General features: G+C 74.0%; 13 protein-coding genes. 7 read left to right on the forward strand and 6 right to left on the reverse strand.

Translation table 11 applies throughout. The features are described 5' to 3' along the window. Positions 1–23: 23 nt before the first annotated feature. The 3 genes from ABZ404_RS14180 (at position 24) to ABZ404_RS14190 (ending at position 3,305) form a co-directional block, all read left to right on the forward strand. Entirely contained in the window at positions 24–1,181 is a 1,158-nt protein-coding gene (locus ABZ404_RS14180; protein ID WP_358834124.1) for an acetyl-CoA C-acetyltransferase, read from the forward strand. Between the two features lie 200 nt (positions 1,182–1,381). Next, positions 1,382–1,585 (forward strand): cold-shock protein, encoded by a 204-nt coding sequence (locus tag ABZ404_RS14185; protein WP_358834125.1) that lies wholly within the window; start codon positions 1,382–1,384, stop codon positions 1,583–1,585. Between the two features lie 94 nt (positions 1,586–1,679). Beyond that, a complete protein-coding gene (locus ABZ404_RS14190; RefSeq protein WP_358834126.1) occupies positions 1,680–3,305 on the forward strand; it encodes a DEAD/DEAH box helicase in 1,626 nt (541 codons plus the stop codon). A gap of 407 nt (positions 3,306–3,712) precedes the next feature. Here ABZ404_RS14190 and ABZ404_RS14195 read toward each other — a convergent pair whose 3' ends face one another. Genes ABZ404_RS14195 through ABZ404_RS14210 form a run of 4 tightly spaced genes read right to left on the reverse strand, consistent with a single transcriptional unit; the run spans position 3,713 to position 7,174 of the window. Beyond that, positions 3,713–4,780 (reverse strand): nitronate monooxygenase, encoded by a 1,068-nt coding sequence (locus ABZ404_RS14195; RefSeq protein WP_358836688.1) that lies wholly within the window; start codon positions 4,778–4,780, stop codon positions 3,713–3,715. Beyond that, positions 4,780–5,568 carry a CoA-transferase gene (locus ABZ404_RS14200; protein ID WP_358836687.1) on the reverse strand — a complete coding sequence of 263 codons (789 nt, stop codon included), beginning with the start codon at positions 5,566–5,568 and terminating at the stop codon, positions 4,780–4,782. Before ABZ404_RS14200 ends, ABZ404_RS14195 begins: the two co-directional genes overlap by 1 nt. Then, positions 5,565–6,413, reverse strand: a complete 849-nt coding sequence (locus ABZ404_RS14205; protein WP_358836686.1) for a CoA-transferase — start codon at positions 6,411–6,413, stop codon at positions 5,565–5,567. The genes ABZ404_RS14200 and ABZ404_RS14205 overlap by 4 nt, the downstream gene beginning before the upstream one ends. Continuing rightward, positions 6,410–7,174: an enoyl-CoA hydratase family protein gene (locus ABZ404_RS14210; protein ID WP_358836685.1), complete on the reverse strand. Its 765-nt coding sequence runs from the start codon at positions 7,172–7,174 to the stop codon at positions 6,410–6,412. Before ABZ404_RS14210 ends, ABZ404_RS14205 begins: the two co-directional genes overlap by 4 nt. A gap of 55 nt (positions 7,175–7,229) precedes the next feature. Between ABZ404_RS14210 and ABZ404_RS14215 the strand changes: the two genes are divergently transcribed. Beyond that, on the forward strand, positions 7,230–8,006 hold the full coding sequence (locus ABZ404_RS14215; protein WP_358836689.1) for an SDR family oxidoreductase: 777 nt from the start codon (positions 7,230–7,232) through the stop codon (positions 8,004–8,006). Position 8,007: 1 nt separating this feature from the next. Beyond that, entirely contained in the window at positions 8,008–8,889 is an 882-nt protein-coding gene (locus ABZ404_RS14220) for an SDR family oxidoreductase (RefSeq protein ID WP_358836684.1), read from the forward strand. Between the two features lie 42 nt (positions 8,890–8,931). Here ABZ404_RS14220 and ABZ404_RS14225 read toward each other — a convergent pair whose 3' ends face one another. Then, positions 8,932–9,414 carry a MarR family transcriptional regulator gene (locus ABZ404_RS14225; RefSeq protein ID WP_358836683.1) on the reverse strand — a complete coding sequence of 161 codons (483 nt, stop codon included), beginning with the start codon at positions 9,412–9,414 and terminating at the stop codon, positions 8,932–8,934. 178 nt (positions 9,415–9,592) lie between these two features. Here ABZ404_RS14225 and ABZ404_RS14230 point away from each other — a divergent pair, with 178 nt between their 5' ends. Next, the gene (locus tag ABZ404_RS14230; RefSeq protein ID WP_358836682.1) at positions 9,593–9,991 is read left to right on the forward strand and encodes a ribonuclease domain-containing protein; all 399 of its coding nucleotides are present in this window, start codon (positions 9,593–9,595) and stop codon (positions 9,989–9,991) included. A gap of 71 nt (positions 9,992–10,062) precedes the next feature. Here ABZ404_RS14230 and ABZ404_RS14235 read toward each other — a convergent pair whose 3' ends face one another. Beyond that, positions 10,063–10,989: a hypothetical protein gene (locus tag ABZ404_RS14235; RefSeq protein WP_358836681.1), complete on the reverse strand. Its 927-nt coding sequence runs from the start codon at positions 10,987–10,989 to the stop codon at positions 10,063–10,065. Positions 10,990–11,192: 203 nt separating this feature from the next. On the opposite strand from ABZ404_RS14235, the gene ABZ404_RS14240 reads away from it, so the two are divergent. Then, positions 11,193–11,975: a serine protease gene (locus ABZ404_RS14240; RefSeq protein ID WP_358836680.1), complete on the forward strand. Its 783-nt coding sequence runs from the start codon at positions 11,193–11,195 to the stop codon at positions 11,973–11,975. Positions 11,976–12,210: the final 235 nt, after the last annotated feature.

The raw sequence follows: 12,210 nt of genomic DNA on the forward strand, positions 1-12,210 counted from the left end.
GACACGTCAAGGGAGTTGGGGACATGGCCGAGGCATACGTGGTCGAAGCGGTGCGCACCCCGGTGGGCCGGCGCGGGGGCGGCCTCGCCGGGGTCCACCCGGCCGACCTGGGGGCGCACGTGCTCACCGCGCTCGTCGAGCGCAGCGGGATCGACCCGGCCGCCGTCGACGACGTCGTCTTCGGCTGCCTGGACGCGGTCGGGCCGCAGGCCGGGGACATCGCGCGCACCGCGTGGCTGGCGGCCGGGCTGCCTCAGGAGGTGCCGGGCGTCACCGTCGACCGCCAGTGCGGCTCCTCCCAGCAGGCCGTGCACTTCGCCGCGCAGGCCGTGCTCTCCGGCACCCAGGACCTGGTGGTGGCGGGCGGCACCCAGAACATGTCGATGATCCCGATCGCCTTCGCCTCCCGGCAGGCGGCCGAGCCGCTGGGGCTGACCGAGGGCCCGTTCGCCGGCTCGGCCGGCTGGCGCGCGCGGTACGGGGACCGGCCGGTCAACCAGTTCCACGGCGCTGAGCTGATCGCCCGCGACTGGGGGATCAGCCGCGAGGACCAGGAGGAGTTCGCGCTGCGCTCGCACCGGCGCGCGGTCCGCGCCCTCGACGAGGGCCGCTTCCTCCGCGAGACCGTGCCGTACGGACAGGTCCGCGCCGACGAGGGGCCGCGCCGGGACACCGGCGCCGAGAAGATGGCCGCGCTGAAGCCGGTCGTCGAGGGCGGCACGATCACCGCCGCCTGCTCCTCCCAGGTCTCCGACGGCGCCGCCGCGATGCTCCTGGCGAGCGAGCGGGCCGTACGCGAGCACGGGCTCACCCCGCGCGCCCGCGTCCACCACCTCTCGGTACGCGGCGAGGACCCCATCCGGATGCTGTCGGCCCCCATCCCCGCGACGGCGCACGCGCTGCGCAGGACGGGCCTGACGATCGACGCGATCGACCTGGTCGAGATCAACGAGGCCTTCGCGCCCGTGGTGCTCGCCTGGCTGAAGGAGACCGGCGCCGACCCGGACCGGGTCAACGTCAACGGAGGCGCCATCGCGCTCGGCCACCCTTTGGGGGCCACCGGCGTACGGCTGATGACGACGCTGCTGCACGAGCTGGAGCGCACCGGCGGCCGCTACGGGCTCCAGACGATGTGCGAGGGCGGCGGCCAGGCCAACGTGACCGTGATCGAACGGCTGTGAACTGCGGCGGGAGCGCGGCGGGGGAGTGGCGCGGCCCACACGGGCGCCCCTTCCCCGGGCCGGGTGACGTGGTAGAGTTTTCCCTGTTGCAGTTTTGGTACCCATAGACTTTATGTGCGCCTGACGGGAATGTTCCTCAGGCGCATTATTGTTTTACCGGCTTTCTCCGGATGGGGCCCCTACCTATTCAGGAGAATGACATGGCTACTGGCACCGTGAAGTGGTTCAACTCGGAAAAGGGCTTCGGCTTCATCGAGCAGGACGGCGGCGGCCCGGACGTCTTCGCCCACTACTCGAACATCGCCTCCTCCGGCTTCCGTGAGCTCCTGGAGGGCCAGAAGGTCTCCTTCGACGTCACCCAGGGCCAGAAGGGCCTGCAGGCGGAGAACATCCAGCCCGTCTGATCTTCGGCGAATCCCGAGCCGGGACCCGCACCGCGCAGGTGCGGGTCCCGGCTTGCGTGCTGTCCGTCCCCCGGGCCCAGGAAGGCAACCCCGTATGACGCGTTCGACCCCCCGCAAGCGCTCCAGCTCCAGCTCCAGCTCCGCCAAGCCCGCCGCGAACTCCGCGCGCGGCCGGACCGTGCAGCCGCAGGGTGAATTCACGCTGCCGGAGACGGTCACGCCCGCGCTGCCCGCGGTGGCGGCGTTCGCCGACCTCGACATGCCCGCGGCGCTCCTCAAGACGCTGGCCGCGCAGGGGGTGACCGAGCCGTTCCCGATCCAGGCCGCGACGCTGCCGAACTCGCTCGCGGGGCGCGACATCCTCGGCCGGGGCCGCACCGGCTCGGGCAAGACCCTCGCCTTCGGCCTCGCCCTCCTCGCCCGCACGGCGGGCCGGCGCGCCGAGCCGAAGGCGCCGCTCGCCATGGTGCTCGTACCGACGCGTGAGCTGGCCCAGCAGGTCACCGACGCGCTCACCCCGTACGCCACCGCCGTCAACCTGCGGCTGACCACGGTCGTGGGCGGGCTCTCGCTCACCAAGCAGGCGAACGCGCTGCGGCGCGGCGCCGAGGTGCTCGTGGCGACCCCCGGCCGCCTCAAGGACCTCATAGAGCGCGGCGACTGCGTGCTCGGCCAGGTGGCCGTCACGGTCCTCGACGAGGCCGACCAGATGGCCGACATGGGCTTCATGCCGCAGGTCACGGCGCTGCTGAAGCAGGTCGAGCCGGGCGGTCAGCGGATGCTGTTCTCCGCCACCCTGGACAAGAACATCGACCGTCTGGTCCGGATGTTCCTCACCGACCCGGTCGTCCACTCCGTCGACCCGTCGGCGGGCGCGGTGACGACGATGGAGCACCACCTCCTCTACATCCAGGACGAGACCGACAAGAAGGCCGTCACCGCGCGGATCGCCGCGCGCGACGGCCGGGTGATCATGTTCCTGGACACCAAGCGCTCGGTGGACCGGCTGGTCAAGCGGCTGCTCGCGAGCGGCGTACGGGCGGCGGGCCTGCACGGCGGCCGCTCCCAGCCGCAGCGCAACCGCACCCTGGACCAGTTCAAGAACGGCCAGGTCACCGCGCTGGTGGCGACGAACGTGGCGGCCCGCGGCATCCACGTCGACGACCTCGACCTGGTCGTCAACGTCGACCCGCCGACGGACCACAAGGACTACCTCCACCGCGGCGGGCGCACGGCCCGCGCGGGCGAGTCGGGCAGCGTCGTCACGCTGGTCCTGCCGGAGCAGAAGCGCGAGATGTCCCGCCTGATGACGTTCGCGGGGATCCGTCCGCAGACGGCGGCGGTGAAGTCGAGCGACGAGGAGCTGGTACGGGTCACGGGCGCGCGCGAGCCGTCCGGCGTCCCGGTCGTGGTCGAGGTCCCGGCCCAGCCGCAGCCGGCCGCCCGTCCGCGCACACGGGGCGCGCGCTCGGGCGCCCGCACGCCGTCGGCCCGCGGGACGCAGTCCCAGGGTGGTTCCCGTGCGGGGCAGTCCCAGGGTTCCTCCCGTGCGGGGCAGTCCCAGGGTGCCTCTCGTGCGGGACAGGCGCAGGGTGCCCGTGCCGGGCAGTCCCAGGGCACGCGGTCGGGGCAGTCCCAGGGTGCCCGTGCCGGCCAGGGCGGTAACGGTGCTCGCCGTGGCCGTCCCCAGCAGGGCGGTCGGCGCGGCGCGTCCGCGTAGCGGGATTTCCCCCACCCCGCCCCTTCCCTGAAGCCCTCTGGCGGGCGGCCGGGGGGCGGAGGTGGTCTGCCGGGGGCTCCGCCCCCGGGCCCCTTCTGCGGGGCCCGCGGCCCTGCGTCCCGCCGCCGGGCCCTGCGGGCCGCGTGGCCCCGCTTTCATCTGCGGACCGTGCTGGGTTGCTCGCGCAGTTCCCCGCGCCCCTAGGTATGTAGGGGCGCGGGGAACTGCGCGATCGGCCCCCACCGGCCCGCGGACGAACGTTCCGCCCCGGGAGGGTTCAGGGAGCGGGTGGGGCGGGGGCGAAGCCGCGCCCCTGACTGCCCAGGGGCGCGGGGAACTGCGCGATCAGCCCCCCACCGGCCCGCGGACGAACTCCCCGCTCCGGGAGGGCTTCGCCCCCGGAGGGTTCAGGGAAGGGGTGGGGTGGGGGCGAAACCGTGCAGTGACGACAGCGTCGCCTCCGCCTCCGCCATCACCCTCCCCACCACCTCCCCCACGCTCGGCACATCCCCGATCACCCCCGCCACCTGCCCGGACGCCATCACCCCCGCGTCCACCCGCCCCTGGACCATCGCCGCCCGCAACAGCATCGGCGTGTTCGCGGCGAGCAGCACCTGACTCCACGTCAAGTCCTTGCCGTGGCGCAGGGACCGCCCGTCCCGGACCAGACGGGGCCAGGACAGGCCGGTCAGGGAGCGGAAGGCGGCCGCGTGCCGTACCGCCCGGCCCAGCGCCCGTACCCGCCCGGCACGTTCCAGCGAAGCCACCAGCTCCGTGCGCAGCACGCGGTGCGGCAGGCCGTCCACCGCCCGGGTCACCGTCACGTCCCCGACCCCGGCCGCCAGATACCGCGCCTTCACCGCGTCCGGCACCGGAGAGTCCGAGGTGAGCAGGAACCGGGTGCCCATCGCGACCCCCGCCGCCCCGTACGCCAGCGCCGCCACCAGACCGCGCCCGTCGTGGAAGCCCCCGGCCGCCACCACCGGGATGTCCACCGCGTCCACGACCTGCGGCAGCAGGACCGTCGTCGCCACCTCCCCGGTGTGCCCGCCGCCCTCCCCGCCCTGCACGATCACCGCGTCCGCGCCCCACGCCGCCACCTTCTCGGCGTGCCGCCGCGCCCCGACGGACGGTACGACCACCACCCCCGCGTCCTTGAGCTCCGCGATCAGCTCCCGTGAGGGGGCGAGCGCGAAGGACGCCACCCGCACCCCCTCCTCCACGATGATCCGCACCCGCTCGCGCGCGTCCCCCGCGTCCGCCCGCAGATTCACCCCGAACGGCGCGTCCGTACGCGACCTGACCTTCCGTACCGCCGCCCGCAGCGCCTCGGGCGTCATCGTCGCCGAGGCGAGGATGCCCAGCGCCCCGGCCTCGGCCGTGGCCGTCACGAGCCGGGGGCCGGCCACCCACCCCATCCCCGTCTGCACGATCGGGTGCCGCACCCCCACCAGCCGGGTCAGTGCCGTCTCCATCAGCCGCGCACCTCTCCCTCGCGCCGCCCCCGCGGGTCCAGGATCTCCCGGATCAGGCGCAGTTCCCCGGCGGTGGGGTCGCGCGTGTACGGGACGTCGTCCCGGGCCGTCAGCGCGAAGCCCGTCGCCGCGCGCACCTGCTCGACCGTCACCCCGGGGTGCAGCGAGGCGAGCCGCATGGTGCGATCGGGCGTGGCGAAGTCGAGGACGCCGAGGTCGGTGACGATCCGGGGGATGCGGTGGTAGCGCGCCCCGACGGCCGCCGCCCGGTCGTAACCGACCCCGCACACCAGGTCGACGGCGGGCACGAAGACCCGGGGGGAGTGGCGCGGCACCCAGTAACTCACCGGGTTGTTGAGGGTGTTGACGGGCGCGCCCCGCACCCCGAGCAGCTGGCGCGCGGGCCGGGCCCAGTCGCCGATGCAGGAGATGTTCTGGTTGCCGAACCGGTCGAGCTGGCTCGCGCCCATCATCACGTGCCGCCGCCCCCCGGTGACCATCGTCAGATGGCGGCGGTACGGCAGCCAGCCCTCCGCCGCCCCGTCCGCCCCCACCAGCGTGGCCTCGCCGTCGGTGAGCAGCAGGTCCGGGGCGAAGGTCAGCCGGGCGAGCCGGGCACCCAGCGAGGGGATCAGCCCCATCGGGCTGGCCAGCACCTCCCCGTCGCCGCGCCACGCCTCGGCGCAGGCCACCACGCAGTACTCGGCACGGCTCGCCCCCGGCGCATCGTTTCCCGCCGCCCCCTTTTCCGCCGCCCCCTTTTCCGCCCCTGCGGAGTGCCCGTTCATCGCGCCTCCTCGTGCCAGGCCCGCACGGCCGACTGGTAGTGCTTCTCGTCCGGCCCGGACAGGAACCGCGCCGCGAAGTCCTCCCAGGGCGTCGTCGCGTACAGCTTCTGGAAGGGCTCGTCGCGCCCGTAGTCCGGTACGCATGACGTGAAGTGCGCCCCGTTCGGCGCCTCGACGACGCCCGTGACCGCGTGGCGCGCGACGAGCAGGGTCTGCGGGACGGCGTCCGCGAAGCCGCCGGGCTCCACCAGCCGCTCGCAGGAGACGTACGCGCTGTCGGCGGCCTCGCAGAACAGGTCGTCGAAGTACGGGTCGGGGCCCAGGTACTGGCCGTTGCCGAGCCGGTCGGCGCGGTTGAGGTGGACCAGCGCCGCGTCCAGGCGCAGCGCGGGCACCGCCACGAACGTCTCCCCGTCCTCGTACGGCGAGGTCACCGTCCGCAGCCCCGGGTTGATCCGCATCACGTCGGAGCCGAGCCCGGCCCGTACCGGCAGGAAGGGCAGCCGGTTGGCGGCGGCGTGCAGGCCCCACATGAACATCGCCTCGTCGATCTCCGTCAGGGCGAGGGTCCCCGCCTCGCGCGCCGCCCGGAAGCGCGGTTCTAGGGGAATGGAGTCGAGAGTGGCGAAGGGGGCGACGAGTTCGCGGATCCGCCCGGCGGCCGCGAGCAGCCCGACGTCCGGGCCGCCGTACGACACGACCCGCAGATCCGTCACCGGCGATCGCAGCAGCGCCCGCACCAGCGCCATCGGCTTGCGGCGCGAACCCCAGCCGCCGATGCCGAGGGTCATCCCGCTGCGCAGCCGCGCGACGACGTCCTCGGGCGTCATGGTCTTGTCCGTCATGCCCGCTCGCTCCCCTTCCCCGGCTCCTCGCCGAAGGTGTCGCGGATCCGGCCGGCCACCCCGCTGAGGTTGGCCTCGAAGGTGAAGCCCTGTTCGAAGCGGTAGCTGCGGCGGACGTCGACGGGGTCGATGCCGTTGATGGCGGCCTTGGCCAGCCGGATGAGGGTGCCGTCCTTGCGGGCGATCTCACGGGCCAGCTCCAGCGCCGCGTCCAGGAGTTCGGCCCGGCGCACCACCTTCCACACCGACCCGTGGGCCAGCAGCTCGCGGGCCGTGGCCGTGCGCGAGGTGTAGTACAGCGCGCGCATCAGGTGCTGGGGGACGAGCCGGGCCAGATGGGTGGCGGCGCCCAGCGCGCCCCGGTCCAGCTCGGGCAGCCCGAAGACCGCGTCCTCGCTGGCGACCACCACGTCGGCGTTGCCGACAAGACCGATCCCGCCGCCCAGGCAGTGCCCCTGGACCGCCGCGACCACCGGCACCTCGCACTCGTACACCGCCGCGAAGGCCTCGAAGCAGCCCCGGTTGGCGCCGATGAGCGCGTCGTGGCCGCTCTCGCGCCGCAGCTCCTTGATGTCGACGCCGGCGTTGAAGCCGCGTCCCTCGGCGGCCAGGACGACGCAGCGCACGCCCTGGTCGCGCCCGGCCGCGCGCACGGCGTCGGCCAGCTCGTACCAGCCGCGTACCGGCAGCGCGTTGACGGGCGGGAAGTCGACCGTGACGAGCGACATGCCCTTCTCGGGGGCGGTGGTGGAGACACCCATGGGCGGATCAGCTACCTTTCCACCAAACGTTTGTTAGGTGAGGAAGGTAGCGCGGATGGAGCTGGCCGGGAAGGCGGCGGTCGTCACGGGCGGCACCCGGGGCGTCGGCGCGGGCATCGCGCGGGCGTTCCTCGTGGCGGGCGCCGAGGTGGTGGTCTGCGCCCGCAGACCTCCGCACGAGCCGGTCCGGGCGGCGGGCCGCGAGGCCGTGTTCCGCCCGCTCGACCTGCGCGAACCGGTGGCCGTGAGGGAGTTCTTCGACGCGGTCGCGACGGCGTACGGGCGTCTCGACGTGCTCGTCAACAACGCGGGCGGCACCCCCTACCGCCTCCTGGGCGAGTCCTCCGTCGAGCGGCACGCGCGCGTGCTGGAGCTCAACCTCACCGCGCCGCTCACCGCCTCGCTCGCCGCGTACCCGCATCTGCGGGCGTCCGGCGGCTCGGTGGTGATGATCGGCAGCGTCAGCGGCTGCCGCGCCTCGCCCGGCACCGCCGCGTACGGCGCCGCCAAGGCGGGCCTGGAGAGCCTGGCCCGCTCGATGGCGGTGGAGTGGGCGCCCGGGGTGCGGGTCAACACGCTCGTGCTCGGCATGGTCCGCACCGAGCTCGCGCCCCTGCACTACGGGGACGAGGAGGGGGTCGCGGCCGTGGCCGCCACCGTGCCCCTGGGGCGCCTCGCCGAGCCGGACGAGGTGGGCGGGGCGGCCGTGTTCCTCGCCTCCGCCCGTGCCGCGTACATCACCGGCGCGTCCCTCCTCGTCCACGGCGGCGGTGAGCGGCCGGCGTTCCTGGACGCGGCCACCGTGAACAAGCCACCGGAGCAGGGGAGTTGAGATGACGGACATGAGTGCGGGCCGGGTCGTCGTGGTGACGGGGGCGGGGCGCGGGCTGGGCCGCGCGCACGCCCTGGCGTTCGCGGCCGAGGGGGCGCGGGTCGTCGTCAACGACCTCGGCGTGGGCCTCGACGGCGCCCCGGCCCCCGGCAGCCCGGCCGGCCGGGTCGTCGCCGAGATCCGCGCGGCGGGCGGCGAGGCGGTCGCGCACGGCGGGGACGTCGCGACCGCCAAGGGCGCGGCCTCCCTCGTCGAGGCCGCCCTCGGCCACTTCGGCCGCCTGGACACGCTGGTGAGCAACGCGGGTTTCCTGCGCGACCGGATGCTGGTCAACCTCGACGAGGCTGACTGGGACGCGGTCGTGCGGGTCCACCTCAAGGGCCACTTCCTGCCGCTGCGGGAGGCGGCGGCACACTGGCGCGCCGAGTCGAAGGCGGGCCGCCGCCCGGTGGCCCGGGTCGTCCACACGACCTCGGGCGCGGGGCTGCTGGGCAGCGTGGGCCAGGGGAACTACGCGGCGGCCAAGGCGGGGATCGTGGGTCTGACCCTGGTGGCGGCGGCCGAACTCGCGCGCTACGGCGTCCAGGTCAACGCGATCGCCCCGGCGGCCCGCACCCGGATGACCGAGCGGGTCTTCACCGGCCTGGCGGCCGCGCCCGAGGACGTGTCGCCGCTGGTCGTGTGGCTCGGCTCGGCCGCGAGCAAGGGCGTGACGGGCCGGGTCTTCGAGGCGGAGGGCGGCCGCATCACGGTGATGGAGGGCTGGCGTCCGGGCCCGACGGCGGACAAGGGGGCGCGCTGGACCCCGGCGGAGGCGGGGGAGGCGGCACGCCGGCTTCTGGGGGAGGCCGAGGCGCCGGGAGCGGTGTACGGGGCGGGGTGAACGGGGGACGGTACGCGGCGGAGTGCGGGGCGGGAGAGCGCGTCACGGTCCGAGTCTCGCCGCCGCCTCGCGCTGGAGGGTGCTGTTGCCGGCCAGGAAGCGGACCACGGTCACCAGCTCCTCGGTGGTGAACTCCCCGCAGAACTCGGCCACTTCGCGGGACCAGTCCACGAAGAACCGCTTCAGGCCGTGGAGGTTCTCCCAGCGGATCTCGATGAGTACGCGCCGCTTGTCGGTGGGGTGTTTGGCGCGCCGGACGAACCCCTTGGCCTCCAGGCGGTCGACGAGGCCGGTGACGGAGGCGGGGGCGAGGCCGGTGTGCTGGGAGAGCTCCTTGGCGGTGAGGGGACCGTACCGCTCCAGCAGGTCGAGCGTCTTCGTCTCGGAGGCTCCCAGGCCTTGCCTTTCGGCTATCGCGGTGTGGAACATCACCGTGACGCCGCTGTGTTCGCGTGCCACGTGGAGAAGGTCTTCGACCGCCTTGGCGCGGTCGGCAGCGAGGCTGTGGTCCATGGTGTGGTCCATGGCGGGGAGAGTAGCAAGGCCGTTAGTTCGCCGAAACGAAAGAATGGCCAAAATCTGCCCATGAGGGCAAAGACCGGCGGACGCTCCCGTTACGGGGCGGTGCCGCGGGTTAACTCGGGGAAAATTCAAGGGGATCGGTCTTGACCGCCCTGCCTCTACGCGCGTCATCATGATCGTCATGAGAATCCCCCCACGCCTCACCACGCTCGGCGCGGCCCTGACGGTCGCCGCCACCCTGCTCCTCGGCCCGACCGCCGTCCAGGCCACGGCCTCCACCGCGTCCGTGCGGAGCACCGGAAGCATCTGCTCCTCGGCCCTGCCCCCGCAGGCGCACGACACCCTGCGGCTCATCGACGCGGGCGGCCCGTTCCCGTACGCGCAGGACGGTGTCGTCTTCTCCAACCGCGAGCACGTGCTGCCGTCGCAGTCGAGCGGCTACTACCACGAGTACACGGTGAAGACCCCGAACTCCCCGACGCGCGGCGCCCGCCGCATCGTCACGGGCCGCCAGGCGGACGAGGACTACTACACCTCGGACCACTACGGGACGTTCGACCTGGTCGACTTCGGCTGCTGACGTCCGTAGCGCCTCACCACGGCCCGCGGCCGGAGGGCGGGGTCCGGAGCGGCCCCGGACGCGGGGCGTGGCTAGGTGTCGCAGGCCAGGACCGTCCGGCACACCGCGCACCGCACCCGCACCCGCCCCCGGACCCCCACCCGGATCCGCTGCCCGCACGTCGGGCAGGGGAAGCACACCCGCAGCGCCCCGCCCTCCTCCTCGAAGGAGTACGGCACCCCCGCGGCCGCCCACGCCCCGCCCCGCTCCCGCGCCTCCCGCCGGTCCTTGGCGTACCGGCGCCGCCCCACCCACCCGGCCGCCACCAAGGGCGGCTGCTCCCCGTCGCGGCGTGCGCGGGCGAGGCCGGCCCGGTAGGCGGGGTACGCCTGGGGGCTGGTGAACCACGGCGAGGGGTCCTCCCCGAACACCGCGGCCCGTTTCGCCAGCACGTACCCGAACTCCTCCGGCGTCAGATACCCGAGCTTCTGGCTGGACACCCCGTCCTCCCGGAACGCGTCGAGCAGCAGCCACCCCGCGCCCAGATACGTCGTCACCGTGTCCGTGAGGATCTCGTTGTCCCGCGTCCCGGGGAACGCGAGGCCGAGCCGGTGCAGCAGCACGTGCGTGATCTCGTGGGCGAGCGCCGCCCCGATGTCCCGGCGGTGGGCGCGGAAGCGGTCGTTGAGCTCGATGAAGTACTCGGGGCCCGCGGCCAGTTCGACCGAGGCCGCGTGCCGCATCGCGCGGAACCCGACGATCATCCGCGCGTCCGGCAGGCGCAGATGCCCCACCAGTGCCCGGGCGACGCGCTGGGTGCCCAGATGGAGGTCGTCGTGGTCGGCGAAGGCGACGTCGGCGGGCAGGACGCTCGTCGCGTACCCCTGGACGCCGTCGTACGACAGCCGCCGGTGCAGCGCGGTGATCGCCGCCCGTACGGTCTCGATGTGCGGGAACCCGTGGACGACCGGTCCCGGCGCCGGTCCGTCCTCCGGTCCGCCCGCGCTCTCGTGGGTCACGCTGCCACCCCCGCAGGACGGTGAACGTGCCTTCAGTGTACGGGAGTTGGCCTCATCGGCCGTCCGTGCGCGCATGGCCAAAAAGCCCTCCTTGTCGCCTCCCCGGGCGGCTCTCATAATCCACAGCACGCGCATTGACGCGCCCATGTCATCCCCACGGTGTGTCGGCGCGCGGACGTCCACCCCCCACGAAGGGCAGTCCCTTGACGAACACACTCGCGCGCGCCCTCAAGAGATGCGTCGCCGTCGCCGCGGTCACCCTCGCCGCCTTCACCCTCCAGCCCGCCACCGGCGCCTCGGCGTCCCCGACGCCCGTGGTCGGCGGCACCCGCGCCGCCCAGGGCGAGTTCCCGTTCATGGTCCGCCTCTCCATGGGCTGCGGCGGCGCCCTCTACACCCAGCAGATCGTCCTCACCGCGGCCCACTGCGTGGACGGCTCCGGCGCCAACACCTCCATCACCGCGACCACCGGCGTCGTCGACCTCCAGAGCAGCGGCGCCGTCAAGGTGAAGTCGACCCGGGTGCTCCAGGCGCCCGGCTACGACGGCAAGGGCAAGGACTGGGCGCTGATCAAGCTCGCCAAGCCGGTCGGCCAGCCGACCCTCAAGATCGCCACGACCACCCAGTACAACAACGGCACCTTCACCATCGCCGGCTGGGGCGCCCGCCGCGAGGGCGGCGGCCAGCAGCGCTACCTCTACAAGGCGACGGTCCCCTTCGTCTCCGACGCCCAGTGCCAGCAGGCGTACGGCAGCGACCTCGTCCCGGGCGAGGAGATCTGCGCGGGCTACGTCGACCAGGGCGGCGTCGACACCTGCCAGGGCGACTCCGGCGGCCCCATGTTCCGCAGGGACAACGACAACGCCTGGATCCAGGTCGGCATCGTGAGCTGGGGACAGGGCTGCGCCGAGCCCGGCTACCCCGGCGTCTACAGCGAGGTCTCGACCTTCGCGGCCGACATCGCGAGGGCGGCGGCGACGCTGTAGCTCCGCGGGCCGGCCGGGACTCGGTGCGGGCCGTCCCGGACCGGTGCGCACCGATCCCGGGCGGCCCGTGCGGCCCCCCGTTCGTCCGCGGGCCGTGCCGGCTCGCGCACGCGGCCCCCGGCGCCCCCGAGGTGGCGGCCGCAGCCGCAGAACCGGCGCGGCCAAGGGCTTTCCGGGCGCGGGAACCGCGCGACCCGCCACCCGCCGGCCCCCGGACGAGCCGCTGAGTCCAACA

It is taken from the genome of Streptomyces sp. NPDC005878, assembly GCF_040629815.1.
GTDB lineage: Bacteria > Actinomycetota > Actinomycetes > Streptomycetales > Streptomycetaceae > Streptomyces.